The 26,978-nt window shown below is 72.6% G+C and carries 22 protein-coding genes; 18 read left to right on the forward strand and 4 right to left on the reverse strand.

Translation table 11 applies throughout. From position 1 onward, the window contains the following. Nucleotides 1-52 precede the first annotated feature (52 nt). Both ggt and P8A18_RS29295 read left to right on the forward strand, forming a co-directional pair. The gene (gene ggt / locus P8A18_RS29290; RefSeq protein WP_306059350.1) at nt 53-1,861 is read left to right on the forward strand and encodes a gamma-glutamyltransferase; all 1,809 of its coding nucleotides are present in this window, start codon (nt 53-55) and stop codon (nt 1,859-1,861) included. An 83-nt stretch (nt 1,862-1,944) separates the two neighbouring features. Next, nucleotides 1,945-2,754 (forward strand): glycoside hydrolase family 75 protein, encoded by an 810-nt coding sequence (locus P8A18_RS29295; protein WP_306059352.1) that lies wholly within the window; start codon nt 1,945-1,947, stop codon nt 2,752-2,754. Nucleotides 2,755-2,759: 5 nt separating this feature from the next. On the opposite strand, the gene map is transcribed toward P8A18_RS29295, so the two are convergent. After that, complete coding sequence (gene map, locus P8A18_RS29300) at nt 2,760-3,527, reverse strand: type I methionyl aminopeptidase (RefSeq protein ID WP_306059354.1); 768 nt, start codon at nt 3,525-3,527, stop codon at nt 2,760-2,762. Between the two features lie 41 nt (nt 3,528-3,568). Between map and P8A18_RS29305 the strand changes: the two genes are divergently transcribed. The 8 genes from P8A18_RS29305 (at nt 3,569) to P8A18_RS29340 (ending at nt 12,194) form a co-directional block, all read left to right on the forward strand. Next, nucleotides 3,569-3,838 carry a helix-turn-helix domain-containing protein gene (locus P8A18_RS29305; protein WP_306059356.1) on the forward strand — a complete coding sequence of 90 codons (270 nt, stop codon included), beginning with the start codon at nt 3,569-3,571 and terminating at the stop codon, nt 3,836-3,838. A gap of 28 nt (nt 3,839-3,866) precedes the next feature. Next, entirely contained in the window at nt 3,867-4,247 is a 381-nt protein-coding gene (locus P8A18_RS29310; protein WP_018552681.1) for a PPOX class F420-dependent oxidoreductase, read from the forward strand. Between the two features lie 152 nt (nt 4,248-4,399). Further along, a complete protein-coding gene (locus P8A18_RS29315) occupies nt 4,400-5,722 on the forward strand; it encodes a hypothetical protein (RefSeq protein WP_306059358.1) in 1,323 nt (440 codons plus the stop codon). A 182-nt stretch (nt 5,723-5,904) separates the two neighbouring features. Next, nucleotides 5,905-6,747 carry a nitrilase-related carbon-nitrogen hydrolase gene (locus P8A18_RS29320; RefSeq protein ID WP_018552679.1) on the forward strand — a complete coding sequence of 281 codons (843 nt, stop codon included), beginning with the start codon at nt 5,905-5,907 and terminating at the stop codon, nt 6,745-6,747. After that, a complete protein-coding gene (locus P8A18_RS29325; RefSeq protein ID WP_306059361.1) occupies nt 6,744-8,027 on the forward strand; it encodes an aspartate aminotransferase family protein in 1,284 nt (427 codons plus the stop codon). Before P8A18_RS29320 ends, P8A18_RS29325 begins: the two co-directional genes overlap by 4 nt. A gap of 80 nt (nt 8,028-8,107) precedes the next feature. After that, on the forward strand, nt 8,108-9,508 hold the full coding sequence (gene hydA / locus P8A18_RS29330) for a dihydropyrimidinase (protein ID WP_306059363.1): 1,401 nt from the start codon (nt 8,108-8,110) through the stop codon (nt 9,506-9,508). An 11-nt stretch (nt 9,509-9,519) separates the two neighbouring features. Continuing rightward, the gene (locus tag P8A18_RS29335) at nt 9,520-10,536 is read left to right on the forward strand and encodes a TIGR03842 family LLM class F420-dependent oxidoreductase (RefSeq protein ID WP_018552676.1); all 1,017 of its coding nucleotides are present in this window, start codon (nt 9,520-9,522) and stop codon (nt 10,534-10,536) included. A 104-nt stretch (nt 10,537-10,640) separates the two neighbouring features. Beyond that, the gene (locus P8A18_RS29340) at nt 10,641-12,194 is read left to right on the forward strand and encodes an NCS1 family nucleobase:cation symporter-1 (RefSeq protein ID WP_306059365.1); all 1,554 of its coding nucleotides are present in this window, start codon (nt 10,641-10,643) and stop codon (nt 12,192-12,194) included. Here the strand turns inward: P8A18_RS29340 and P8A18_RS29345 are convergent. Next, nucleotides 12,157-12,930, reverse strand: coding sequence for a hypothetical protein (locus P8A18_RS29345; protein ID WP_306059368.1), 774 nt, complete (start codon nt 12,928-12,930; stop codon nt 12,157-12,159). The two genes, P8A18_RS29340 and P8A18_RS29345, sit on opposite strands and share 38 nt — an antisense overlap. A gap of 232 nt (nt 12,931-13,162) precedes the next feature. Here P8A18_RS29345 and P8A18_RS29350 point away from each other — a divergent pair, with 232 nt between their 5' ends. Continuing rightward, nucleotides 13,163-14,698, forward strand: coding sequence for an amidase (locus tag P8A18_RS29350; RefSeq protein ID WP_306059370.1), 1,536 nt, complete (start codon nt 13,163-13,165; stop codon nt 14,696-14,698). 28 nt (nt 14,699-14,726) lie between these two features. On the opposite strand, the gene lplAB is transcribed toward P8A18_RS29350, so the two are convergent. Continuing rightward, complete coding sequence (gene lplAB / locus P8A18_RS29355) at nt 14,727-15,791, reverse strand: lipoate-protein ligase LplAB (RefSeq protein WP_306061216.1); 1,065 nt, start codon at nt 15,789-15,791, stop codon at nt 14,727-14,729. Between the two features lie 356 nt (nt 15,792-16,147). Here lplAB and P8A18_RS29360 point away from each other — a divergent pair, with 356 nt between their 5' ends. The 6 genes from P8A18_RS29360 (at nt 16,148) to P8A18_RS29385 (ending at nt 24,553) form a co-directional block, all read left to right on the forward strand. Continuing rightward, complete coding sequence (locus P8A18_RS29360) at nt 16,148-17,131, forward strand: ABC transporter permease (RefSeq protein ID WP_360459554.1); 984 nt, start codon at nt 16,148-16,150, stop codon at nt 17,129-17,131. Between the two features lies 1 nt (nt 17,132). Beyond that, a complete protein-coding gene (locus tag P8A18_RS29365; RefSeq protein WP_306059375.1) occupies nt 17,133-18,062 on the forward strand; it encodes an ABC transporter permease in 930 nt (309 codons plus the stop codon). Further along, the gene (locus tag P8A18_RS29370; RefSeq protein WP_306059377.1) at nt 18,059-20,251 is read left to right on the forward strand and encodes a dipeptide ABC transporter ATP-binding protein; all 2,193 of its coding nucleotides are present in this window, start codon (nt 18,059-18,061) and stop codon (nt 20,249-20,251) included. Before P8A18_RS29365 ends, P8A18_RS29370 begins: the two co-directional genes overlap by 4 nt. A 64-nt stretch (nt 20,252-20,315) precedes the next feature. Beyond that, nucleotides 20,316-21,998, forward strand: a complete 1,683-nt coding sequence (locus tag P8A18_RS29375) for an ABC transporter family substrate-binding protein (RefSeq protein ID WP_306059380.1) — start codon at nt 20,316-20,318, stop codon at nt 21,996-21,998. A 332-nt stretch (nt 21,999-22,330) separates the two neighbouring features. Then, a complete protein-coding gene (locus P8A18_RS29380; RefSeq protein WP_306059382.1) occupies nt 22,331-23,611 on the forward strand; it encodes an RICIN domain-containing protein in 1,281 nt (426 codons plus the stop codon). A 114-nt stretch (nt 23,612-23,725) separates the two neighbouring features. After that, a complete protein-coding gene (locus tag P8A18_RS29385; protein ID WP_306059384.1) occupies nt 23,726-24,553 on the forward strand; it encodes an inositol monophosphatase family protein in 828 nt (275 codons plus the stop codon). A gap of 17 nt (nt 24,554-24,570) precedes the next feature. Here the strand turns inward: P8A18_RS29385 and P8A18_RS29390 are convergent, their stop codons facing one another. After that, on the reverse strand, nt 24,571-25,356 hold the full coding sequence (locus P8A18_RS29390; protein WP_306061218.1) for a nucleotidyltransferase domain-containing protein: 786 nt from the start codon (nt 25,354-25,356) through the stop codon (nt 24,571-24,573). Nucleotides 25,357-25,525: 169 nt separating this feature from the next. Here P8A18_RS29390 and P8A18_RS29395 point away from each other — a divergent pair, with 169 nt between their 5' ends. Further along, a complete protein-coding gene (locus tag P8A18_RS29395) occupies nt 25,526-26,959 on the forward strand; it encodes a phytoene desaturase family protein (protein ID WP_306059387.1) in 1,434 nt (477 codons plus the stop codon). Nucleotides 26,960-26,978: the final 19 nt, after the last annotated feature.

Consider the following 26,978-nt stretch of genomic DNA (forward strand, 5'->3'; position numbering starts at 1 on the left):
GACGGCCGGAGCGGCGCTACCCTGCGCGGACGATCTGTCACCGGAGGTGCGTATGCGACGTTCCGTCAGGCGGAATGTGTCGTTGTCGGCGATTCTCGCCGCCGTTGTGTCGGTCGGGGCCGCTGCCCCGTCCTCGTCCGCCCACCCGGCCGCGCCACCGCCCAAGTCGCCCGTGGCGGCGGGCTACGGGGGCGCGGTCTCCAGCGTCGACGCGGACGCCACGGCCGCCGGGATCGAGGTGCTGCGCAAGGGCGGCAACGCGGTGGACGCCGCGGTGGCGACCGCCGCCGCGCTCGGGGTGACCGAGCCGTATTCGGCGGGACTCGGCGGTGGCGGGTACTTCGTCTACTACGACGCCCGCACCCGTACCGTCCAGACCATCGACGGCCGCGAGACCGCCCCGCGCAGCGCGGACTCCTCCCTCTTCCTGGAGAACGGCGAGCCCCTCGCCTTCGAGGACGCGGTGACCAGTGGGCTCGGGGTCGGCACCCCCGGTACACCCGCCACCTGGGACGCGGCGCTGGACGCCTGGGGGAGCACCTCGCTGCGCCAGGTCCTCAAGCCCGCCGAACGGCTGGCCCGGGACGGGTTCGTCGTGGATGAGACGTTCCGCTCGCAGACCGCGGACAACGAGGCCAGGTTCCGTGACTTCCCGGCCACCCGGAAGCTGTTCCTGCCCGGCGGGAAGCCGCCCGCGGTCGGCTCGGTCTTCAAGAACCCGGACCTGGCCCGCACCTACGAGGAGGTCGGCCGCAACGGGGTCGACGAGCTCTACCGGGGCAAGCTGGCCGACGACGTCGTACGGACCGTGCGCAACCCGCCCGTCGACCCCGCGTCCGACCGGGTCGTGCGGCCGGGCGACCTGACCGCGAAGGACCTGCGCTCCTACCGCGCGCTGCGCCGGGCGCCCACGAAGGTGAACTACCGGGGGCTCGACGTGTACGGCATGGCGCCGTCCTCCTCCGGTGGCACGACGGTGGGCGAGGCCCTCAACATCCTGGAGTCCACGGACCTTTCGCGGGTGAGCCAGGAGAAGTACCTGCACCGCTACATCGAGGCGAGCCGCATCGCGTTCGCCGACCGGGGGCGGTGGGTCGGCGACCCGGCCTTTGAGGACGTACCGACCAAGGGCCTGCTCAGCCAGCGGTTCGCGGACGCCCGGGAGTGCCTGATCAAGGACGACGCGGTGCTGGCGAGCCCGCTCGCCCCGGGCGACCCGCGCCACCCGGGCGACTGCCGGTCCACCGGCAAGGCCGCGCCGACCACGTACGAGGGGGAGAACACCACCCACCTGACGACCGCCGACAAATGGGGCAACGTCGTCGCGTACACCCTGACCATCGAGCAGACCGGCGGCAGCGGCATCACGGTGCCGGGGCGGGGCTACCTGCTCAACAACGAGCTGACCGACTTCTCCTTCGCACCGGCCGACCCGGCCGTCCACGACCCGAACCTGCCGGGACCGGGCAAGCGCCCGCGCTCGTCCATCTCGCCGACCATCGTGCTCCGGCACGGGCAGCCCGTGCTCGCCCTCGGTTCACCCGGCGGGGCCACCATCATCACCACCGTGCTCCAGTCGCTGATCGGCACGGTCGACCGGGGGCTCCCGCTGGTCGACGCCATCGCCGCGCCCCGTGCCAGCCAGCGCAACGCGGCGGCCACCGAGCTCGAACCGGCGCTGTGGAACAGCCCGTTGAGGTCCCGGCTGGAATCCCTGGGCCATGTCTTCAAGCTCAACCCCGAGATCGGGGCGGCGACCGGTGTGCAGCGGCTGCCCGACGGGCGGTGGCTCGCGGCCGCCGAGAAGGAGCGGCGCGGCGGCGGCTCGGCGATGGTGGTGAGGCCGAGCGGGCGGCCCTGACCGCCCGGAGCCGACAGGGGGGCGCACGGCGGCTCACGCCGCAAGGACCATCTCCTCGCCAGAAGGGCGCCCCCCCAGTGCGTATGCGAACGCTTGCCCTTGTCACGGCCTCCGGTGCCGCGCTCCTCACGGCCGGCACACCCGCCCCCGCCACCCTCGCGGTGGCGGCGGGCCCGGAGGCCGCACTCGCCGCCCCCGCGCCGGCGCCCCGTCCCGCCCTGTCGGACCCGCGCCTCGCGCCGGTCGCGCGGATCCACCGGGCGCCCGTCCGGGCGCACCGCTCCGCACCCTCCCCGTCCCGTGGCCGAAGAGGGCCGGTCGGCGCGGCCGAGCTGCTGGCCGAGGTGTCGGCCTGTACGCAGGTGTCGCACGGCGAGTACCGCACGGATGAAGGGACTTCGGCGACCGTCCCGGTCTGCGGTATGCCCGGTGCGGTGTTCTGGAAGGCGGACATGGACATCGACTGCGACGGGCAGGTGACGGCCGCCTGCGACACGGGCACCGATCCGTCCTTCCACGGCGACACCGCGTTCCACACCTCGGACGGCAAACCGCTGAACGCCGAGGAACTGCCGTACGTCGTCGTGCCGGGCCGCAGCGGCGTCTGGGACTACGCGGCGGCCGGGATCAGGGGCGGCGGGGTCGTCGCCGTCATCCACGGCGACAAGGTGGAGTACGCCGTCGTCGGTGACGTCGGCCCGGAGCGGATCGTCGGCGAGGCCTCGTACGCCACGGCGAAGTCCCTCGGCATCGCCCCGGACCCGAGGAGCGGCGGCGCCGGCTCCGGGGTCACGTACATCCTGTTCCCCGGCTCCGAGGTGTCACCGATCGAGGACCACGGCGCGGCCGTGGCGGCGGGACGGGCGCTCGCCGAGCAGTTCGTGCGCGGGTAGCGCGCTCAGAGGGCGGTCAGAATGCGGGGGCCGTCGTCCGTGATCGCCACGGTGTGCTCGGCGTGCGCGGCCCGGCTGCCGTCGGTCGACCGCAGCGTCCAGCCGTCCAGGTCCGCCCGGTAGGTGTCCACCCCGCCGGCGATCAGCATCGGCTCGATGGCCAGCACCATCCCGTGCCGCAGCGGCATGCCGCGCCCCGGCCGGCCTTCGTTGGGCACGCCCGGGTCCTCGTGCATCTCGCGGCCCACGCCGTGCCCGCCGAACCCCTCGGGGATGCCGTAGCCGGCGGTGCGGCAGACCGTGCCGATGGCGTGCGCGATGTCACCGATCCGGTTGCCGACGGTGGCCGCGGCGATTCCCGCGTCCAGGGCCGCGTACGCGGTGTCGATGAGCCGGGTGTCGGCCGGGCGGGCCCTGCCCACGGTGAAGCTGATCGCCGAGTCGCCGGCCCAGCCGTCCAGGGTCGCGCCCGCGTCGATGCTCACCAGGTCGCCGTCGCGCAGCCGGTAGTCGGTCGGGATGCCGTGCACGATCGCGTCGTTGACCGACGCGCAGATGACCGCAGGGAAGGGGACCGGGGCGAAGTGCGGCCGGTATCCGAGGAACGGCGAGCCGGCGCCCGCCTCGCGCAGCACCCCGCGCGCCACCTCGTCGAGTTCGCGCAGGGTGACGCCGATGGCGGCCGCTTCCCGGGCGGCTGTCAGTATCTGCGCCACGACCCGGCCGGCCGCGCGCATGGCTTCGATGGATGTGTCCGTCTTGAGTTGCACCATGCCAATTACTATACCGGTCCGAGCGGTATTAGAATGACGGCATGGTACGAACCCCCCTGACCCCCGAAGAGCGCCTGCGCGGCGAACGGCTCGGCCTGCTGCTGCGGCAAGCGCGCGCCGGCCGCAGCATGGCCGCGATCGCCGCCCACGCCGGAATCTCGGCCGAGACCCTGCGGAAGATCGAGACCGGCCGCGCCCCCACCCCCGCGTTCTTCACCGTCGCCGCCCTGGCCGGCGCGCTCGGTCTCTCCATGGACGAGCTGCTGGTGAGCTGCGCCGCGGTGCCGGAGGTCGTGCCTCTGGCCGGATAGCGCCGGCAGCACGGCCTACGCTGGGCCCATGAGCCTCCAGGACTTCGCCCGCAGCGAGTACGTCAGCCTCACCACGTACCGCAAGGACGGCACGCCGGTCGCCACCCCGGTCTGGGCGGCGGCCGACGGCGACGAACTGGTCGTCTGGACCAGGACCGACTCCTGGAAGGTCAAGCGGCTGCGCAACGACAGCCGGGTCCGGGTCACCGTCTGCGATGTGCGCGGCCGGACCGAGGAGGGCGCCGTGAGCGCCGAGGGGACCGGCAGGCTGCTCGACGAGCGCGGGACGGCCGCCGTGCGCCGCGCCATCGGCCGCAAGTACACCTGGAAGTACTGGCTGCTCGACTACCCGGCGATGATCGTCCGGCTCGGCAAGCGCCCGCACACCGGGATCGCCATCACCTTCTGACCGCCAGCCCGCACGCCCCGCCCCGTGTCGGCCGCCTGCGCCCGCGTACCGGCCGCCTCCGGCCCGCAAACTGCGCGTAGCCGTCCCGAAACACGGCTGCGGTCGAATGCCGTCCACTGGAACGTTCCAGTCCACGGCGGCCGAGGGCGACGATGACGGTGCATCAGCAAGCGGTGTCCATAGGTGAGTTCGCGCGCAGCCTGCGAGAGCTGGCGGCGCTGCTCGATCCCGGGCGGGGGTGGTACGGCGTCTTCTGCCGGCGCGACCCCGAGGGGATGCGGGCCTGTCTGGAGGGGGCGGAACTGCCCCCCTGGGACGTGGTGGACTCCCTCTTCGCGGACCTCGCGGCCGTACACGGCGCCGCGTACGCGGAACAGGCGTCCGTACGGGCGGCCGCCCTCTACGCGGACTGCGCCGTCGCCCACGACCGCCGCCCCGGCGGGCGCGAGCAGCTGGTGGAGCGGCTCCAGCTGATGCTGCGCGAACAGGCGCACGCCGCGCACCGGTTGCGGACGGCCCGGACGGGCGGCGGGGCGGGGACGGACGCGGGGGCCGCCGCCTGGGCCCGCGACGACCACGAGCGCGCCACGGCCCGGTGCGCCGAGCTGCGCGGACGGCTGGAGGCGGTGCTGGACGCGGTGCGGGATGCGGCGACGGAGGGCCCGGAGCCGCCGGGGGGCGCGGCGGAGGCCGCCGCCACGGACGCGGCGGTCCCGGCACAGCGCCGCCCGCCCGGCCCCACCCCGGCCGCCACGTCGCCCGCACCCCCGGCCCGCGTTCGCGGGAAGCCCCGAGGCGCCCGGTTCGCCGGGCTGGAGACCGACGGCGAGGGGCTCGTGGAGGCCGTGCCCGTACTGCCCGCCCCGCCCGCCGCCTCACCGCGCGGCGCGCGCTTCGGCGGTGCCCCCGCCGGGGTGAGTGCCGCGCCGCGTGCCGCCCCTCCCGGCCCCGCCGCCCTCCGGTCCGCGCGGGCGACCGTCGGCGCCCTGCTCCGGCTGCGCGCCGAGGGCCGCAGCGGTGAGGCGCACGTCGTGCTCTGCGAGGCGGCCGCACTGCCCGCGGAGCGGCTGCCGCTCCTCGCCGTCGAACTCCACCGCGCGGGGCTCGGCGCGGACTGGGCGACCCTGCTGTGGGAGGTGGCCTCGCTGCCGCCGACCGCGCTGGCGGCCGCCGCGGACGCCCTCGCGGCCGCGGGACGCCCGGACGACTGCGGGCAGCTGCTGCGCCAGGGCGTGGCCCGGCCGGCCGCCGAGATCGCCGACGCCGTGGCCGCCCTCGACCGGGCCGGCCGGTCCGCGCAGGCGCAGGCGCTGCTCGGCGCCTTCGTCCGGGTGCGTTCACCGCAGGACGCGGCCAGGATCGCGGAGAGCGATCCGCGTCATCTCGTACCGCAACTGCTGGCGGCGGCCCGTACGGTGTCCGTCGCGCGGGAGCGGGACGTGGAGCACGCCCTGCGGGTGGCGGGCATCGGCTGAGCGGTGCGTGGCGCGCCGCCGCCCGCACTGGCCCGCACGGGTGTGAAACATGATCGACTCAGCCGGTTCACTGCGATGGTCTTGCCCCGCCGTGTGACGGGGCTTACGTTCTCCCCTACGCACGTGTCTACGGGCGTAGAAGCACCAAGAGGCTCTCTGACGCCGCGTCGAAGGAGCAGCTCATGTCCCACGTCGTACGCGCCGCCCTCGTCCAGGCGACCTGGACCGGCGACACCGAATCCATGATCGCGAAGCACGAGGAGCACGCCCGCGAGGCCGCCCGGCAAGGGGCGCAGATCATCGGCTTCCAGGAGGTGTTCAACGCCCCCTACTTCTGCCAGGTGCAGGAGCCGGAGCACTACCGCTGGGCCGAGCCGGTGCCGGACGGCCCGACCGTCAGCCGGATGCGGGAACTGGCCCGCGAGACCGGCATGGTGATCGTCGTCCCGGTCTTCGAGCTGGAGCAGTCCGGCTTCTACTACAACACCGCCGCCGTGATCGACGCGGACGGCTCGTACCTCGGCAAGTACCGCAAGCACCACATCCCGCAGGTCAAGGGATTCTGGGAGAAGTACTACTTCAAACCCGGCAACGTCGGCTGGCCGGTCTTCGACACCGCGGTGGGCAAGGTCGGCGTCTACATCTGCTACGACCGCCACTTCCCCGAGGGCTGGCGACAACTGGGCCTGAACGGAGCCCAGTTGGTGTACAACCCGTCGGCCACCTCGCGCGGTCTCTCCGGCTACCTCTGGCAGCTGGAACAGCCCGCGTCCGCCGTCGCCAACGAGTACTTCATCGCCGCGATCAACCGCGTCGGCCAGGAGGAGTACGGCGACAACGACTTCTACGGCACCAGCTACTTCGTGGACCCGCGCGGCCAGTTCGTCGGCGACGTCGCCAGCGACAAGGAGGAGGAACTCCTCGTGCGCGACCTGGACTTCGGGCTCATCGAAGAGGTGCGGCAGCAGTGGGCGTTCTACCGGGACCGCCGGCCCGACGCGTACGAGGGGCTGGTCGAGCCGTGAGCAGCCTCCACCACCGCCACCTCGCCGTCAGCCCCGACTGGCTGGCGCTCTACTACCGCCACCCGCTGGAGATCACCCACGGCGAGGGCCGTTACGTCTGGGACGCCGACGGCAACCGCTACCTCGACTTCTTCGGCGGCATCCTCACCACCATGACCGCCCACGCCCTGCCCGAGGTCACCAAGGCGGTCAGCGAGCAGGCCGGGCGGATCATCCACTCCTCCACGCTCTACCTGAACCGCACGATGATCGAGCTGGCCGAGCGCATCGCCTCGCTCTCCGGCATCCCCGACGCCCGGGTCTTCTTCACCACATCCGGCACCGAGGCCAACGACACGGCCCTGCTCCTGGCCACCACGTACCGCAGGTCGAACCAGATCCTCGCGATGCGCAACAGCTACCACGGCCGGTCCTTCTCCGCGGTCTCCATCACCGGCAACAACGCCTGGTCGCCCACCAGCCTCTCGCCCCTCCAGACGCTCTACGTGCACGGCGGCGTCCGCACCCGCGGCCCCTACGCGCACCTGAGCGACGCGGAGTTCACCGCCGCCTGCGTCGCGGACCTGGAGGACCTCCTCGGCCACACCCGGACCCCGGCCGCGCTGATCGCCGAACCCATCCAGGGCGTCGGCGGCTTCACCTCACCGCCCGACGGCCTGTACGGCGCGTTCCGCGAAGTCCTGGACCGGCACGGCATCCTGTGGATCTCCGACGAGGTGCAGACCGGCTGGGGGCGCTCCGGCGAACACTTCTGGGGCTGGCAGGCCCACGCGCAGAACGGGCCGCCCGACATCCTCACCTTCGCCAAGGGCATCGGCAACGGCATGTCCATCGGCGGGGTCGTCGCCCGTGCCGAGGTCATGAACTGCCTGGACGCCAACTCCATCTCGACGTTCGGCGGTTCCCCGGTCACCATGGCGGCCGGCCTCGCCAACCTCTCGTACCTCCTCGAACACGATCTCCAGGGCAACGCCCGCCGGGTCGGCGGCCTGCTCATCGAGCGGCTGCGCGCGGTCGGCGCGGGCTCGGAGCGGGTACGGGAGGTGCGCGGCCGGGGCCTCATGATCGGCGTCGAACTGGTGAAGCCCGGCACCGACGAGGCCGACCCCGAGGCGGCCGCCGCGGTCCTGGAGGCGGCCCGCGAAGGCGGCCTGCTCATCGGCAAGGGAGGCGGTCACAACACCAGCGTGCTGCGTATCGCACCGCCCCTCTCGCTCGCGATCCCGGAGGCCGAGGAGGGCGCGGAGATCCTCGCCGACGCGCTGCGCGCGGCGGGCTGACAGCCGACAACGGCGTGGGTGCGGCGGCCGGCCAGGCCCCGCACCCCGCTCCACCTTCAGCACAACCAGGAGGGGTACCCATGAGCCGTACCGTCATCCGCGGTGGCCTGGTCGTCACCGCGTCGGACGAGATGCACGCGGACGTACTCGTCGACGGCGGCCGCGTCGCCGCGCTCGCCGCCCACGGCACCGACGAGGCGGCCGGCTGGAGCGCCGAGCGGAGCATCGACGCCACCGGCAAGTACGTCATCCCGGGCGGCGTCGACGCGCACACCCACATGGAGATGCCGTTCGGCGGCACCTACGCCGCCGACACCTTCGAGACCGGCACCCGCGCCGCGGCCTGGGGCGGCACCACCACCATCGTGGACTTCGCCATCCAGTCGGTCGGCCGCTCACTGCGCGAGGGCCTCGACGCCTGGTACGCCAAGGCGGACGGCAACTGCGCCATCGACTACGCGTTCCACATGATCCTCGCCGACGTGAACGAGTCCTCGCTCAAGGAGATGGACCTCCTGGTGGCGGAGGGCATCACGTCCTTCAAGCTGTTCATGGCCTACCCGGGCGTCTTCTACAGCGACGACGGACAGATCCTGCGCGCCATGCAGCGGGCCGAGTCCAACGGCGGCCTGATCATGATGCACGCGGAGAACGGCATCGCCATCGACGTCCTGGTCGAGCAGGCGCTCGCCGCGGGCCGCACCGACCCCCGCCACCACGGGGACGTACGGAAGGTGGCGCTGGAGGCCGAGGCCACGCACCGGGCGATCCAGCTCGCCCGCGTCGCCGGATCGCCCTTGTACGTCGTGCACGTCTCCGCGGACGAGGCCGTCGCCGAGATCGCCGCCGCCCGCCACAAGGGGCTGCCCGTCTTCGGCGAGACCTGCCCGCAGTACCTCTTCCTGTCCACCGACAACCTCGCCGAGCCGGACTTCGAGGGCGCCAAATACGTCTGCTCCACCCCGCTGCGGCCCAGGGAGCACCAGGAAGCCCTCTGGCGCGGGCTGCGCAACAACGAACTCCAGGTCGTCTCGACCGACCACTGCCCCTTCTGCTTCTCCGGCCAGAAGGAGATGGGGCGCGGCGACTTCTCGAAGATCCCCAACGGCATGCCGGGCGTCGAGAACCGCATGGACCTCCTGCACCAGGCCGTCGTCGACGGCCACATCTCGCGCCGCCGCTGGATCGAGATCGCCTGCGCGTCCCCGGCCCGGATGTTCGGCCTCTACCCGAAGAAGGGCACCATCGCGCCCGGCGCGGACGCCGACATCGTCGTCTACGACCCGGCGGCCGAACAGACCGTGTCGGCCGCCACCCACCACATGAACGTCGACTACTCGGCGTACGAGGGCAAGCGGCTCACCGGCCAGGTGGAGACGGTCCTCTCGCGCGGTGAGGTCGTCATCGACCGCCGCACCTACACCGGCCGCGCCGGTCACGGCAGCTACACGCCCCGCGCCACCTGTCAGTACCTGGACTAGGAGTTGACGGCATGGACTTCGGACTCGTCCTCCAGACGGACCCGCCCGCATCGGCCGTCGTCGGCCTGATGCGCCGCGCCGAACGCAACGGGTTCCGCTACGGCTGGACCTTCGACTCGGCGGTGCTCTGGCAGGAGCCCTTCGTCATCTACAGCAGCATCCTCGAACACACCGACCACCTCGTCGTCGGCCCCATGGTCACCAACCCCGGCACCCGCACCTGGGAGGTCACCGCCTCCACCTTCGCCACGCTCAACGACATGTACGGCAACCGGACCGTGTGCGGGATCGGCCGGGGCGACTCGGCGATGCGCGTCGCCGGGCGCCGCCCCAACACCCTGGCCAGGCTCGGTGAGGCCATCGACGTCATCCGCGACCTCGCCGAGGGCCGCGAGGCGGCCGTCGACGGGCAGCCGGTCCGGCTCCCCTGGGTCAAGGACGGCCGGCTCCCGGTCTGGATGGCCGCGTACGGTCCCAAGGCGCTCGCGCTCGCCGGGCAGAAGGCCGACGGCTTCATCCTCCAGCTCGCCGACCCGTACCTCACCGAGTGGATGATCAAGGCGGTACGGGACGCGGCGGCCGGGGCCGGACGCGATCCGGACGCCGTGACGATCTGCGTCGCCGCCCCCGCCTACGTCACCGCCGACGACTCGCCGGACGCCCTCGCCCACGCCCGCGACCAGTGCCGCTGGTTCGGCGGGATGGTCGGCAACCACGTCGCCGACCTCGTCTCCCGGTACGGCGAGCACTCCGGCCTCGTCCCCGACGAGCTGACCGCGTACATCAAGGGCCGGCAGGGCTACGACTACAGCCACCACGGCCGTGCCGGGAACCCGTCCACCGACTTCGTCCCCGACGCGATCGTGGACCGCTTCTGCCTGCTCGGCCCGGCCGAGGCCCAGATCGAGAAGCTGAAGCACCTCAAGGGGCTGGGCGTCGACCAGTTCGCCGTCTACAACATGCACGACGCCCGCGAGGCGACCATCGACGCCTACGGCTCCACCGTCATCCCCGCCCTCACCGACTGACGGCCGCCCCCCCCGGCCGTCCCCACACCCCCCGCGCCCGCTCCCCACACCCCCCCGCGCCCGCTCCCCGCACGGCACCGCCCCGAGCGAAGGGTTCAGCCGCCATGACATCGACCGCCCCGCCACCCCCGTCCCAGGACCCGATATCCGCCGCCCCGCCCGACCGCGTCGAACTCGGCCCCGGCGCCGCCCCGGACGACAACCGCTTCGTCAACCAGGACCTGCTGCCCGTCCCCCTGGAGCGGCGCGACTGGACCACGTACAACTTCGCCGCCCTCTGGGTCGGCATGGCCCACAACATTCCCTCCTGGCTGCTCGCCTCCGGTCTCGTCGCCCTCGGCATGGACTGGAAGCAGGCCGTCTTCACCATCGCGCTCGCCAACCTGATCGTGCTCGGGCCGATGCTGCTCACCGGGCACGCCGGGCCCAAGTACGGCATCCCCTTCCCGGTGCTGGCACGGGCGTCGTTCGGGCTGCGCGGCGCCAACCTGCCCGCCCTGATCCGGGCCGCGGTGGCGTGTGCCTGGTTCGGCATCCAGACCTGGATCGGCGGGGTCGGCATCTTCACCCTGCTGGGCAAGGTGTTCGGCGGCTGGGCCGAGGCGTCCGAGGTCGGCGGGCAGCCCTGGACGCTGTGGCTGTGCTTCGTCCTGTTCTGGGCGCTCGAACTCGCCATCATCTACCGGGGGATGAACGCCCTGCGGCGGTTCGAGAACTGGGCGGCGCCCTTCGTCATCGTCGGCGCCCTGGTGCTGCTGATCTGGGTCGCCGTCAAGGCCGGCGGCTTCGGGCCGCTGCTCGACCAGCCCTCCAGGCTCGGCTGGGGCAAGGACTTCTGGCCGGTCTTCTTCCCCTCCCTGATGGGGATGATCGCCTTCTGGGCGACGCTCTCCCTGAACATCCCCGACTTCACCCGCTTCGGCGCGGGCCAACGGGCCCAGATCCGCGGCCAGTCGCTCGGCCTGCCCACCACCATGACCCTCTTCGCGCTGCTCTCGGTGCTCGTCACCTCCGGCTCGCAGGCCGTCTACGGCGAGGCGATCTGGGACCCGGTCGAGCTGGTCGCCCACACCGACAACGTCTTCGGGCTCCTCTACGCCCTGGTGACGGTGCTCGTCGCGACCATCTCCGTGAACATCGCGGCGAACGTGGTCTCACCCGCGTACGACCTGGCGAACCTCGCGCCGAAGTTCGTCAACTTCCGTACGGGCGCGCTGATCACCGGGGTCGTCGGCGTCGTGATCATGCCGTGGAAGCTGACCGAGACACCCGAGCTGTACATCTTCACCTGGCTCGGCCTGGTCGGCGGACTGCTCGGTACGGTCGCGGGCATCCTGATCGCCGACTACTGGATCGTGCGGCGCACCGTGCTCGACCTCGCCGACCTGTACCGGCCGGGCGGCCGCTACTGGTACGCGGGCGGCTGGAACTGGCGGGCCGTCACCGCCTTCGCCGTCGGCGGGGTACTGGCGATCGGCGGTTCGCACTCGGAGCCGGGGAAGGGGCCGTTCCCTGCGGACGGCCTGATCCCGTTCCTGAAGCCCCTCGCCGACTACGGCTGGGCGGTCGGGCTTGTCTCCTCGCTGGTGCTGTACGTGCTCCTCATGGGGCGCCAAGGCGTCACACCGGGGAGGAGGAGCGGCTCAGCAGGGCGCTGACGTCGAACGACTCGTCCCGCGCGGGCGTGGTCCTGGGCACCGGCTCGTCGAAGTCCGAGAGGTTCACGACCGCGTCCGCGCCGTTGTCGCCGTGCAGGGTGAGCCGCAGCGGGTAGGGCTTGCCGGTCGCCGCCACGTCCACCGTCAGCGTCGTGTTGCCGCGGATCCTGGTCAGCGGCACCACCGACTGCTTGCCGAGTGTCGTCTTCCGGCCCTTGTTGAGGGTGCCCGTGTCGTCGTTCGCGTTGTCGCTGACGAGCTTCTGGAAGGTGTTGAGGTCACACGTCTTGGTCAGCGTGCGCAGCCGGGGGTTGTCGGCCGGCGCCTTGAGATAGCGGTCGCCCAGGATCGCGGCGAAGGCCGAACCGCCGTTGGGCACCTGGTTCTTCCAGAAGTCGGCGTCCGGCTTCAGCCACACGTCGTCGCCGCGCTTGACGATCAGCACCGATCCCTGGCTCCGGCCCAGGTCCACCGAACCGTTGCAGTTGCCGTGCCGGTCCAGGGTGAGGTCCAGGGACATGGGTCTGCCGCCCTCGCCGAGGTCGCCGCGCGAGGTCACATGCAGTGAGTCCGCGCCGAGCAGCGCGTCGCGGGAGCGGTCGGCGATCTGCTGGGCGGTGAGGTGGTCGATGTCCTCCGCGTGGGCGACACCGCCGAGCGCGCCCGTGCCGGTGACGCCGATCAGGATCGCCGCAGCCCATGCGGCCGGGCGTGTGCCGAGGTGGGAGCCGGTCACGTCGCCTCCTCGAAGGGTCGTGGCGGGACTGTTCGGGTGACTGGGTCCGAACACATCGAGCGTACGCCGGGGGCGGGGAGGCCGCCCTTCGGGCCGATCGGCGTCCGTCCCCGGGGCGCCGCCGCACGGTTGAGGGGATCGCCCCCACTCGTTACCCTCCAGTAAGTCCGTTCGCGCGGACAGGTGGCGGACAGGTGCGCGCACCTGACGGTACGAGGGAGGCGAACGGCCCATGTCCTCAGCGGAGACCACCCGAATGGACGACCCGGCACCGGACGGAGCGGGACGGGCGGTCCCGGGGCCGAACGGCCCGGGACCGGCCGGCACAGGACCGGACGTCGCGCGGCCGCGGACCGGGGCCCCGCCCGGTCTCGCCGACTCCGCTCGGGCCCTCGCGGACGGACGGGCCACCTCCGCCGAGATGGTCTCCGCCGCGCTGGCGCGGATCGAGGCGAGCCAGGGCACCCTCAACGCCTTCCGCCACCTGCGGGCCGAAGCCGCGCTCGCCGAGGCGGCCGACGCGGACCGCCGGCTCGCGGCGGGGGAGCGGCTGCCGCTGCTCGGGGTGCCGGTCGCGGTCAAGGACGACACGGACGTCGCCGGGATGCCCACCCACTTCGGCTGCGCCGGGGACCGGCTCGCCGCGACCGCCGACAGCGAGGCCGTACGCAGGCTGCGCGCGGCCGGAGCCGTGATCGTCGGCAAGACCAACTCCTGCGAACTGGGCCAGTGGCCGTTCACCGAGGGGGCCGCGTTCGGCGCCACCCGCAACCCGTGGCACACCGGGCACACCCCGGGCGGCTCCTCCGGAGGTTCGGCGGCCGCCGTCGCCGCCGGCCTGGTGCCCGCCGCCCTCGGCTCGGACGGGGCGGGCTCCGTCCGCATCCCCGCCGCCTGGACCCACCTCGTCGGCATCAAGCCGCAGCGCGGCCGGATCTCCGTGCACCCGCACAGCGACGCCTTCCAGGGCCTCACCGTCAACGGCCCGCTGGCCAGGACCGTCGCGGACGCAGCCCTGCTGCTCGACGCGGTCGCGGGCCCGCACCCCGACGACCCGTACCGCCCGCCGCCGATCGACGCCTCGGCCGCCGCCCGCCGCGACCCGGGCCGGCTGCGCATCGCCCTGGCCTGGCGCCCGCCGCTCACCCTCACCGGCACGGCGCCCCATCCGGACGTGCTCCGCGCGGTCGCCGAACTCGCGCAGGCGCTGGCCCGGCTCGGCCACCACGTCGAGGAGGCCCGGCCGCGCTACGGGCTGATCGGCCTCGGCTTCGTGCCCCGCGCCACCGCCGGCATCGCCGAACTCGCGGCCCTGCACCCCGAGCCGGCTCTCCTGGACGCGCGCACCCGCAGCGCGCTGCGCACCGGCACCCGGCTCGGCGGCCGGGTGGTGCGCGCGGCCAGGGCCCGGGAGGTGCGTCAGCACCGGCGGATCGGCGCGCTGTTCCACCGGGGGCGCTCCGGGGCCGGGTTCGACGTGCTGCTCACCCCGACGACCGCGCTGCCGCCGCCCCGGATCGGCAGGTTCGACGGGCTGAGCGCCTGGCGCACCGATGTCGCGATGACCGAGGCGTGCCCGTACGCCTGGCCGTGGAACGTGCTGGGCTGGCCCGGCATCAGCGTCCCGGCCGGCTTCACCCCGGACGGCCTGCCGGTCGGCGCCCAGCTCCTCGGCCCCTCCCGCAGCGAGGAACGCCTCATCGCGCTGGCCGCCCAGCTGGAGAGCGACCGACGCTGGCACGAGCACCGGCCGCCGGGCTTCGGCTAGGGCCTGTCCTGCCGGCGCCCGGGTCTCCCTACGGCACCCGGGCCGTCCAGGCATCCGTGGCGAACTTGGTGCGGACGAGTTCCTCGGCGGCTGCCAGCTCCTCGGGGGTCACCTGGCCCCGGGTCAGGCCGTGGCGGTTGCGGAAGGAGTCGATCATCCGCTCGATGACGGCCTGGCGGGGCAGACCGGTCTGCCGGCGCAACGGGTCGACGCGCTTCTTGGCGCTCTTCGTGCCCTTGTCGGACATCTTCTCCTTGCCGATACGCAGCACGTCGAGCATCTTGTCGGCGTCGATGTCGTACGACATGGTCACGTGGTGCAGCACCGCGCCGGGGCCTCCATCCGGGCCCACCACGCGCTTCTGGGCGGCCCCGGCGATCTTTCCGACCTCGGTCGCGATGTCGTTGAGCGGCTGGTACCAGGCCTTGATGCCCATGTCGCCGAGGGCCTCCAGGACCCAGTCGTCCAGGTAGGCGTAGCTGTCGGCGAAGGACAGCCCGGAGACCAGGGACTGGGGGACCGCGAGGGAGTAGGTGATGGTGCTGCTCGGCTCCGCGAACATCGCGCCGCCCCCGGAGACGCGCCGGACGACCGTGACGCCGTGGCGTTCGACGCCCTCGGGGTCGACCTCGTTGCGCAGGGACTGGAAGCTGCCGATGATCACCGCGGGGGAGTCCCACTCCCACACGCGCAGCGTCGGCGGGCGCCGGCCCGCCGCGACCTCCGCCGTGATGACCTCGTCCAGCGCCATGTGCAGCTCGGGGGACTGCGGGGCGTCGTGGATGAGCTGCCAGTCGTAGTCGCTCCACTCCGTGGCGTGCGCCAGCGCCCGGCGTACGGCGACGGCGACGCCCTCCGACGTGAGGCCGAGCATCACCGTCGACTCCGGGAGCGCCGCGTCGATCCTCGCCGCCAGGGCCACCGTGTCCGTGGTCGCCGGGGCGCCCTCCAGCGCCGCGTCGATCGCGAGGATCGCCTCGTCCGGCTCCAGGAAGAAGTCACCCGCCACCCGGACGCCGCGCAGCGCGCCGCCCTCGACCTCCAGGTCCACCACGACCAGCTTGCCGCCGGGGACCTTGTACTCACCGTGCACAGCCATGCCTCCACTTCCGCCCGGTCCACTTGCCTGCGCAAGGGCTCCGACCAGGCACAACGCCACCGAAGCGCGGTTTAGTCCGCCGGCCGCACCGAGACCCCGCCCGGAACCCGGCGCAAGGCGGTTCCGTACAAATCATGATCTGTCCGGACTGTTTGCTACAGCGGTATTGCGAGGTCGTGGCGGGACCCGTCCGGAGCTGGTGCGGGCGCCGGAGCGCGGTCAAGACTGGCAATCGCACGTCTGTGCACGTTCTTCCCCCACCCCCAGAAAGCACCACCGCGCATGCATACGTCCCTCAGATCCGGCGCCTCCACGGCGCACCTCCCGTGCGCGGTGAGGAGGTGCCGCCCGTGCTGCGCTATGTGACGCGCAAGGCGACGGGCTGGCTCCTGATGATCGTGGTGGCGACCAACGCCACCTACTTCCTGGCCAGTTGGTTCCTGGACCCCCGGTCGAACTTCAAGGAACTGCGGCCCGTACGCACCGAGGAACAGATCGGCCGGGCCCTCGCGCCCTACAACCTCGACCCGCAGGTGCCGATCGTGCAGCGCTGGTGGGACTGGCTCACCTCCGTCGTCGTCCACTTCGACTGGGGCAGGTCCCCCACCGGTGTCTCCGTCAACGGCGAGATCGGCTACCGCTCGCTCGTCAGCGCCGAACTGGTCGTCATGGCCACGATCCTGTCCGTCGTCATCGGGGTCACGCTGGGCGTGTACACGGCGTCCCGGCAGTACGGCTGGGCCGACCGGATCTCGCAGGCCGTGTCCATCGCGGTCTTCAACGTCCCCACCTCCGTCGCCGCGCTCGCCGTCGTCTTCGTCGCGATCTGGCTCAACCAGCACGCCGGGCTGCACTTCCTCTACGTCGCGGGCGAGAACTCCCCGAACGTCGAGGGGCTGCTGCCCACCATCGGCGACCGCCTGCTGCACCTGATCCTGCCGACGCTGACCCTGACCCTGATGGGCTACGTCGGCTACCACCTGACCCAGCGCTCGCTCCTGCTCGACACGATCAACGCCGACTACGTGCGCACCGCGCGGGCCACCGGTCTCACCCGTACCAAGGCGATCCGCCGGCACGCCCTGCGCACCGCGCTCATCCCGACGGCGACCTCCGTGGCGTTCAGCATCCCCGCCATCTTCACCGGAGCCATCATCACCGAGACGATCTTCGGCTGGAACGGCATGGGCCGCTACTTCATCCAGACCATCAGCAAGAACGACATCCACGGCACGGTCGCCACGGCCGCCTTCGCCGCCGCCCTGACCGCGATCGGCGCGATCCTCGCGGACATCGCCACCGTCTTCCTCGATCCGCGCGTGAGGGTGAGCTGACATGGCCGTGGACCTCACGGAACTGAGGAAACCCGCCCGTCCGACGGAGCCGGTGCCCGCGCGGCGCGGGTCCGGCCTGGCCCGGCTCTATGCGCGTCGCTTCCTGCGCAACCGGCTCGCCGTCGCCGGGGTGGCGATCTTCGTGCTGCTGGTGCTGTTCAGCCTGTTCGGCGGCCTCTTCACCCCGTACGCGTACTCCGACGCCGACTTCGCCGCACTCACCCAGGCACCGAGCGCCACCCACTGGTTCGGCACCAACCAGGGCGGCAACGACATCTACGCATCGGCCGTCCACGGGCTCCGGCGCTCGCTGGCCATCGCCGTGAGCGTGTCCGTCCTGACGATCGTCGTCGCCGCGGTGATCGGCTCCAGCGCCGCGTACTTCGGCGGCCGGGTGGAGAAGACGACGCTCGCCGCCATCCACTTCCTGCTCGTCGTCCCCTCCTTCCTCATCCTCGCTCTGGTCTCCCACCGCCTCGCGGGCGACTGGCGCGTCCTCATCGTCGTGCTGACGGTGTTCGGCTGGATGTCCACCGCGCGCGTGATCTGGTCCGTCTCGACCTCGCTGCGCGAACGGGACTACGTGACGGTGGCCGAGTTCATGGGGGTGAGCCCGTCGCGCGTCATCCTGCGCCACATCATCCCCAACCTCGGCTCGCTGCTGATCGTCAACCTCACCCTCGGGGTCGTGGCGACCGTGCTCAGCGAAACCGCCCTGTCGTTCCTCGGGTTCGGCGTCCAGACCCCGGATGTCTCGCTCGGGACGATGCTCGCGGACGGCGCGAGCACCGTCACCAGCGCGCCCTGGCTGTTCGCCTTCCCCGCGGGCCTGGTCGTCCTGCTCACCGTGTCGATGACCTTCGTCGGCGACGGACTGCGCGACGCGCTGGACCCCACATCCGTGACCGGTGCGGCAGGAGGCCGACGATGACCCTCGCGACGACCCTCTCCACCCTCCCGCCGCCCGGCGACGCGGGCACCCCGGTGCTCTCGGTGCGGGACCTGCGCATCACCTTCCCCTCCGAGTCCGGCCCCGTGGCGGCGGTGCGCGGCATCGGCTTCGACCTGCTGCCGGGCCGCACCCTCGGCATCGTCGGCGAATCCGGCTCCGGCAAGTCGGCCACCGCCATGGGCATCATGGGCCTGCTCCCGCCCTCCGCCGACCTGAGCGGACAGGTGCTGCTCGGCGGGCAGGACCTGGTGGGCCTCGACGACAAGGCGCTCTCCGCGATACGCGGCAACGCCATCGGGATGGTCTTCCAGGACCCGCTCTCCGCCCTGACGCCGATCTTCACCGTCGGCCGGCTGCTCTCCGACGCCCTGCGCGTCCACCAGAGCCTCACGAAGCGCGCCGCCTGGGAACAGGCCGTCGAACTGCTCGACCTCGTCGGCATCCCCGACCCCCGCGAACGGGCCGCCTCCTTCCCGCACGAGTTCTCCGGCGGCATGCGCCAGCGCGTCGTCATCGCCATGGCCATCGCCAACAAACCGTCCGTCCTCGTCGCGGACGAGCCCACCACCGCGCTCGACGTCACCGTGCAGGCCCAGATCCTGGACGTGCTGCGGCTCGCGCAGAAGGAGACCGGCGCCGGACTCGTCCTCATCACCCACGACCTCGGGGTCGTCGCGGGACACGCGGACGACATCGCCGTCATGTACGCGGGCCGGTTCGTGGAGCGGGCGGGCGTCGACGCACTCTTCGCGCGGCCCGTCATGCCGTACACCGCCCGCCTGCTCGCCGCCGTGCCCACCGTGGACAGCGGGGTGCGCCGCCCCCTGGTCCCGATCGGCGGCGAACCGCCCGCCCTCGTGAACCTCCCGGCCGGCTGCCCCTTCGCGAGCCGCTGCGCCGTCGCCCTCGACGAGTGCCGCACGGACGAGCCCGCCCTGCGCGGGATCACCGGGCACGGGGACGTGGCCTGCCTGCGCGCCGAGGAGATCGCCGCGGGGGCGCTCGACCCGGCGGGGACCGGTGAGGCCGCCGGGCCCGCCGGGCAGACCGGGCCCGCCGTGCAGACCGGGCAGGCTGAGGCCGTCGGGAAGGCTGAGCCCGTCGAGCCCGTCGAGCCCGTCGAGCCCGTCGAGCTTGCCGAGCCCGCCGACGACGGAGCCCGGTCCGTCGGGGAGGTGGTGCTTCGGGTCGAGGACCTCGTGAAGACCTTCCCGGTCACCAAGGGGGCCGTCCTCAAGCGCCGGGTCGGCACACTGCGGGCCGTCAACGGGGTCGGCTTCGAACTGCGGACCGGGGAAACCCTGGGCCTGGTGGGGGAGTCGGGCAGCGGCAAGACCACCACCCTGCTGGAGATCCTGCGGCTGAAGCGGCCCGAGGGCGGGCGGATCGAGATCGCCGGGACCGAGGTCGGCACGGCGGAATCCGGCGCCCGGCTGCGGGAGTTGCGGCGCGACGTACAGATCGTGATGCAGGACCCGATGGGGGCCCTCGACCCACGGCTGCCCGTCTTCGAACTGCTCGCCGAACCGCTGAGGGCCATCGGCCGGGACCGCGCGTCGATTCATGCCCGCGTCCGTGAACTCCTCACGCTGGTCGGCCTGGACGACACGGTGAGCGACCGTTTCCCGGCCGCGCTCTCCGGCGGCCAGCGCCAGCGGATCGGCATCGCCCGCGCGCTCGCGACCGAACCGAGACTGGTCGTCCTGGACGAGCCGCTGTCCGCCCTGGACGTGTCGGTGCAGGCGGGGGTGATCAACCTGCTGGCCCGGCTCAAGCGCGAACTCGGCCTCGCCTACCTGGTGGTGGCCCACGACCTGGCCGTCGTCCGGTACGTCTCCGACCGCATCGCCGTGATGTACCTGGGCCACATCGTGGAGACCGGGGACACCGAGACGCTGTTCTCCGACCCCCGGCACCCGTACACCCGGGCGTTGTTGTCCGCGATCCCGGTCCCCGACCCGCGGCGCGAACGTACCCGCGAACGCGTCGTGCTGGAGGGCGAGCAGCCGAGTGCCGCCCGGCTGCCGGCCGGCTGTGTGTTCGTCGACCGCTGTCCCCTCTACCGGCTCGCCGGCGAGGAGGTGCGGCTGCGCTGTCGTACGGAACGCCCCGCGCCCTCCGAGGCGGCCGGCCGGCCCGGTCACACGTACGCCTGTCACGCCGCCTGAGGCCGTCCCGCCCCCCCCACGGGCACCCTGTCCCGCCCACCGAATCAGAAGGAACCCTTCCGCCATGCGCGCAAGACTGGCCCTGCCCGTCGCCCTCATCGCCGCTGTCTCCGTCGCCGCCACCGCGTGCTCGTCCTCCTCCGGGAGCGACGGTGCCGGCGGGGCGAAGAAGGACGCCCCCAGGGCCGCTTCGGCCGCGGTCGACTACAACCCCCAGCCGTACGAGAACATCAAGGACGGCGGCACGTACACCACCGCCGGGACCTTCGACGACCAGGGCAACCCCTTCAACGTCAACGCGACGCTGACCGCCGCGCGGGTCTGGGGCTGGTACAACGCCGACGCGATCACGTACTCGCCGACCGGTGAGGTGCAGTACAACCCGGACTACTACAGCGAGGTGAAGGTCGATGTCGAGGGCGGCAACCAGAAGGTCACCCTGACGATCAATCCGAAGGCCGCCTTCAATGACGGCACCCCGATCGACTGGAAGGCGATCGAGGCCACCTGGAAGGCCAACAACGGCTCCGACAAGGAGTTCGCCGCCTCGTCCACCGACGGCTACGACAAGATCACCTCGGTGGCGAAGGGCGAGAACGCCAAGCAGGCCGTCATCACCTTCAAGGGTGTCAACGCCTCCTGGTCCACCCTCTTCACCACCTTCCTGCACCCCGAGGCCGCCACCGTCGCCAACTTCAACAAGGCGTACGTGAAGAAGGCGCACCCGGAGTGGGGCGCGGGCCCGTACACGGTCGGCAAGTGGGACACGCACTCGGGCAACATCACCTTCGTCCGCAACCCGAAGTGGTGGGGGAAGAAGGGCAAGCTCGACAAGCGTGTCTACGTCAACCTGGAGTCGACCGCCGCCGTCAACGCCTTCAAGAACGGCCAGCTCGACTACACCTCCGCCGTCGACGCGGAGAGCCTCAAGCAGGTCAAGGGGCTCAAGGGCACGGAGATCCGCAGCGGCGGCAGCCCGTTCGAGTACTCGCTCTACTTCAACACCAAGTCCGCCTCCCTCGCGGACAAGGCCGTCCGCAAGGCCGTCCAGCAGAGCGTCGACCGGGCCCAGATCGCGAAGATCCAGTTCCAGGGGCTCGACTACGAGGAGCCGCTGCCCGGCTCGGCGGTGCTCTACAGCTTCCAGAAGGGCTACGAGGACAACCTCTCGTCCGTACTGAAGTACGCGCCGGACGAGGCGAAGAAGACGCTCGACGCGGCGGGCTGGAAGCCCGGGAGCGACGGCGTCCGGGCCAAGGACGGCAAGAAGCTGGAGATCGGCTACACCCTCCTGGGGGACGACCCGCTGGACAAGGCCATCGCGGGCGCCTTCGTCGCGATGCTGAAGCCCGTGGGCGTCAAGCTGGTGATCAGGAAGGCGGACGAGGCGGACTTCTCCAAGATCCTCAGCGACCGCAGGTTCGACATCTTCCTGGCCGGCAACCGTTCCATGGACCCGTTCGGCGCCCGCTACCTGTGCGACTTCTTCTGCTCCGACCGTGACTCCAACCTGACCGGTGCCGGCTCCCCGGCCCTGGACAAGGAGATCCGCGCCACCACCGGGATCGCCGATCTCGACGAGCAGGTCGCCGCGGTCAACAGGGCCGAGAAGAAGGCGCTCCAGGACTACGCCTTCCTCCCGCTGTTCAGCGGCCCGTCGACCTACAGCGTGAAGAAGGGCCTCGCCAACGTCGGCGCGACGATCTTCTTCTCCCCGCTCCCGGAGACGATCGGCTGGCAGAAGTGACGGCCGTCGCCGCACAGCGCTGAATCCACCGGTCCGCAGGCCTGCCGTCAACGCCTGCGGACCGGTGCCGTTCACCGGCCCGTGGTCGCTTCGACTCCTGTCCGGTACGTGCGATGGCGCACGCGGATGTTTGCGCACCCCGCGGGGCAATCCGGGGCCGTGGGGCCAGTGGTCCGGACCAAAGCCTTGACACCGACTTCGTTCACTTCTTAAATCACGTAGCGAACCAAGTGCTTTGCGTCTGTTGCGTCTGTTGTACCTGTCATGCACATGCTAATCGTGTGCGCGACAGGGTTCCCCTTCCTCCCCCTCACACCCCGGAAGGGAGAGTCATGGACTCCCCACGTCTCTCGCGCCGCCTGCTGCGCTCCGTGCTCCCGGCACTCGCTCTCGCCCTGGCCACCGCCGGCCTGGTGGGCAGCGGCGGTCCCGCCACCGCGACCGCCACCCCGATGTCGCAGACGGCGGCGGCCGCCACGACGACGTTCGCCGACGAGTTCGACGGCCCGGCCGGCTCGGCCGTGGACGGCGCCAAGTGGCAGATCGAGACCGGCGACAACGTCGACAACCACGAGCGGCAGTACTACACGTCCGGGAACAACAACGCCGCGCTGGACGGCCAGGGCCACCTGGTCATCACCGCCCGCAAGGAGAACCCGTCCAACTACCAGTGCTGGTACGGGACCTGTCAGTACACCTCGGCACGGCTGAACACCTCGGGCAAATTCACCCAGCAGTACGGTCACGTCGAGGCACGGATGAAGGTCCCGCGCGGGCAGGGCATGTGGCCGGCGTTCTGGATGCTCGGCAATGACATCGGGCAGGTCGGCTGGCCCAACTCCGGCGAGATCGACGTCATGGAGAACGTCGGCTTCGAGCCCTCCACCGTGCACGGCACCCTGCACGGCCCGGGTTACTCCGGCTCCGCGGGGATCGGCGCCGGCTACACTCTGCCGGGCGGCCAGGCCTTCGCCGACGACTTCCACACCTTCGCCGTCGACTGGGCCCCCGACTCCATCACCTGGTCCGTCGACGGCAACGTCTACCAGCACCGCACCCCCGCCGACACCGGCGGCAACCCCTGGGCCTTCAACAAGCCCTTCTTCCTCATCCTGAACCTCGCGGTCGGCGGCTACTGGCCCGGCGACCCGGACGGCGGCACCACCTTCCCCCAGCAGCTCGTCGTGGACCACGTCCGCGTCACCACCAGCGACGACGGCGCGACCGGGACGGGCGGCCGGATCACGGGCCTGGCCGGCAAGTGCGTGGACGTCGCGGCGGCGAGCAACGCCAACGGCACCCCGGTCCAGCTCTACGACTGCAACGGCAGCGAAGCGCAGCGGTGGACCGTCGGCACGGACGGCACGATCCGGGCGCTCGGCAAGTGCCTCGACGTGGCCTCGGGCGGCACGGCCGACGGCACCCCGGTCCAGCTCTGGGACTGCAACGGCTCGGCCGCGCAGAAGTGGGCGGTCAGCGGGGCGCGCGACATCGTCAACCCGCAGGCCGACAAGTGCCTGGACGTCACCGGAAACAGCTCGGCCAACTCCACCCGCCTCCAGATCTGGACCTGCGCGGGCACCGCGAACCAGAAGTGGACGGTGAACGGCTGACCGACCGCCTCGCACGCGGCCCCCGGCGCGAGAGCGCCGGGGGCCGCGCGCGCTCCGGCGGCCGGACCCCCACCGGGTCGAGGGCGCCGGGGACGCGCATGCTTAGCTGGGGGCATGTTCGATGACTTCCTCACCGGTGACCTGTCCCAGGTCGAGGCAGCGGTCCGCGCAGCGGCCGCCGCCGAGATCATGCCCCGCTACCGGCAGCTCGCCGACGACGACGTCATCGAGAAGAACGGCCCGCACGACCTCGTGACGACCGCGGACCGGCGCGCCGAGGAACACCTCACCGCGTCCCTGCTCCGGCTCCTGCCCGGCTCGGTGGTCGTCGGCGAGGAAGCGGTCCACGCCGATCCGAAGGTGTACGAGGCGCTGGGCGGCGACGCCCCGGTGTGGATCGTCGACCCGGTCGACGGCACCCGCCAGTTCGTCGCCGGCGAACGGGGCTTCTGCACCCTGGTGGCCCTCGCCCACCACGGCGAGCTGCTGGCCTCCTGGACGTACGCGCCCGCCCTGGACGAGATGGCCGTCGCCGTGCGGGGGAGGGGCGCGACGGTCGACGGCACCGCGATACGGGCCGGCTCGCCCGCGCCCGACGCGGCGCTGCGCATAGCGATGTCGCACCCCGACTACACCTCCGACGAGCAGAAGCGGGCCCTGCTCGGCCTGCGCGCCGAGGGCTTCGCCGCCCGCCCGTGCGGTTCGGCGGGCCTCGAATACCTTGCCGTGGCCCGGGGCCAGGCCGACGCGGTCGCTTTCAGCTGGGAATTCGCCTGGGACCACGCGGCAGGGCTCCTCCTGGTCGCGGAGGCGGGCGGCGCGCAGGCCACGCTGTCCGGTGCGCCGTTCCGTATCGCCGGCGGCAACGACCTGCCCTTCACGGCCGCCCGCGACCGCGCGACGGCCGACCGCGTCCTGGCGGCACTGCGCGCGGGGGCCTGAGCGGCGGGGCCCCTCGGTCAGCCCGACGCCGTCCGCAGCACCTCGCGCACGTCCCGTACGAGCTCCGCGGCCGCCTCCACCGCCGCCGTGTCCAGGTCCCGCAGCGCCTGCCCCGCCCGGTCCGCGAAGTGCGCCGGGGTGTCCGGGAGGGCGGCAGCGGCGGCCAGGGCGCCCTTCTCGTTGAGGCACCAGGTGCGGTGGTGGGCGTGCAGGGACTGGGTGAGGACGCCGAAGGCGCGGGACAGACAGAGCGAGACATGCAGGCGGTCGCCGGCCGGGGCCGATTTCCGGGCCGACGCGACCAGGAACTCCGCCTCCCAGGCCGCGTCCCCGAGCGCCCCGCGCAGCGGCTCCGGATAGCCGGCCGTCTCGCGCTGAAGGGCCGTCAGCTCCCCTTCGGGGTCGGTGAGTACGCGGCCGAGGGCGACCTCGCCCGGGTACGCGGGGGACCAGAAGCCCAGCGGATGGCCCGGCTGGACGCCCACCTCGTACCGGCCCTCCCGGCAGCCGGCCCAGACCGCCTCCACCCGGTCCAGGTCGCGCAGGATCCAGTCGACCTGGACCCCGTCCACCCGGAGCCAGGCCCCGCCGTCGACCCACGGCCCCCACCCGCCGGGCCCGGCCACCTCGGCCGGCGAACCCTGGAACGCCGAGGCCAGCGCGGCCAGGGCGGCGGTGTCCGGGGCGCCGCGGTAGTACAGGCCCAGGTCCCAGTCGGAGTCGGGGCGGTGGGTGCCACGGGCGCGGCTGCCGCCGAGCACGACGGCCCGGATGCCGGGCACCTGGGTGAGCCGGGCGGCCATCTCGCCGATCCGGCGGCGTACTCCGGAGTCGTCCGGGGCGGGCGCGGCGGACCGCGGCGGGGGAGCGGGTTTCTCGGCCTTCACCGGACGGAACGCTACCCGCCCCCGGTCCGCCGGCGCCTGCGAATATCCTGGGTGTCCGACCGTCGGCTGACAAAGGAGTCCGAAGGTGCCGTCGATGCTCGATGCGGTCGTGGTGGGCGCGGGCCCCAACGGACTGACCGCCGCGGCCGAACTGGCCCGACGCGGCTTCGCCGTGGAGGTCTTCGAGGCCGGACCCGCGGTCGGAGGCGGAGCCCGTACGGAGGAGCTGACCCTCCCCGGCTTCCGGCACGACCCCTGCTCCGCCGTCCACCCCCTGGCCATAGGCTCGCCCGCCTTCCGGGCGATGCCGCTCGCCCGGCACGGCCTGGAATGGCTCCAGCCGCAGCTGGCGCTCGCCCACCCCTTCCCGGACGGCTCGGCCGCCGTGCTCTCCGGTTCGGTGGGGGAGACGGCCATGGCGCTCGGCCCCGAGGACGCGGGCGCCTACCGCCGCCTCCTCGCGCCCTACCTCGGCCACTGGGACACCCTCGCCCAGGACTTCCTGCGCACCCCGTGGGACGGGCTGCCCCGCGACCCGTACCGCTGGGCGCGCTTCGGGCTCGACGCGATCCAGCCCGCCACCCTGCTGTCCCGGCGCTTCCGGGGCGAGAAGGCGCGCGGGATGTTCGCCGGTCTCGCCGCCCACGCCATCGCGCCCACCAGCGGCCTCGCGACCGGCGGCATCGCCCTGCTCTTCGCGCTGGCCGCACACGAGAACGGCTGGCCGGTGCCGCGCGGCGGCTCCCAGGCCATCTCCGACGCCCTCGCCTCGTACCTGCGGGAGCAGGGCGGCACCATCAGGACCGGGACGGAGGTCAGACGCCTGGACGAACTGCCGCCGGCCCGCGCCTACGTCTTCGACACCTCGCCGGCCGCCCTCGCCCGGATCGCCGGACTCGGCCGCGCCTACCAGGGCTACCGCTACGGCGCCTCCTGCTTCAAGATCGACTACGCGCTCTCCGAGCCGGTGCCGTGGACCGCGGAAGAGGCCCGCAGGGCCGGCACCGTGCACATCGGACCCACGGCCGGCGAGATCGACACCGCCCTGCACGCGGCGGTCGAGGGCCGCGACCCCGCCGTCCCGTTCCTGATCACCGCCCAGCCCAGCCTCGTCGACCCCACCCGCGCCCCCGAGGGCAGGCACGTCTTCTGGGTGTACGGACATGTCCCGGCCGGCTGGGAGGGCGACGCCACCGAGGTCATCGAACGCCAACTGGAGCGGTTCGCCCCCGGCTTCCGGGATGTGGTGCTCGCCCGCGCGGTCGCGGGCCCGCCCCGGATCGCCGAGCGCAACGCGAACTACGTGGACGGGGACATCGCCTGCGGCGCCTTCGCGGGCCTCCAGACGGTGATCCGCCCCAAGCTCGCCCGCGTCCCGTACGCGACCGCCCATCCGGCGGTCTTCCTCTGCTCGTCGGCGACCCCGCCCGGCCCCGGTGTGCACGGCATGTCCGGCCACCACGCCGCGAAGGCCGTCTGGCGCCGGCTGCGCGAGACGGGCCCCTCCGGCCGCCGCTGACCACATCGGCGGCGACCGG

The organism is Streptomyces sp. Mut1 (genome assembly GCF_030719295.1).
GTDB classification, from domain to species: Bacteria; Actinomycetota; Actinomycetes; order Streptomycetales; family Streptomycetaceae; genus Streptomyces; species Streptomyces castrisilvae.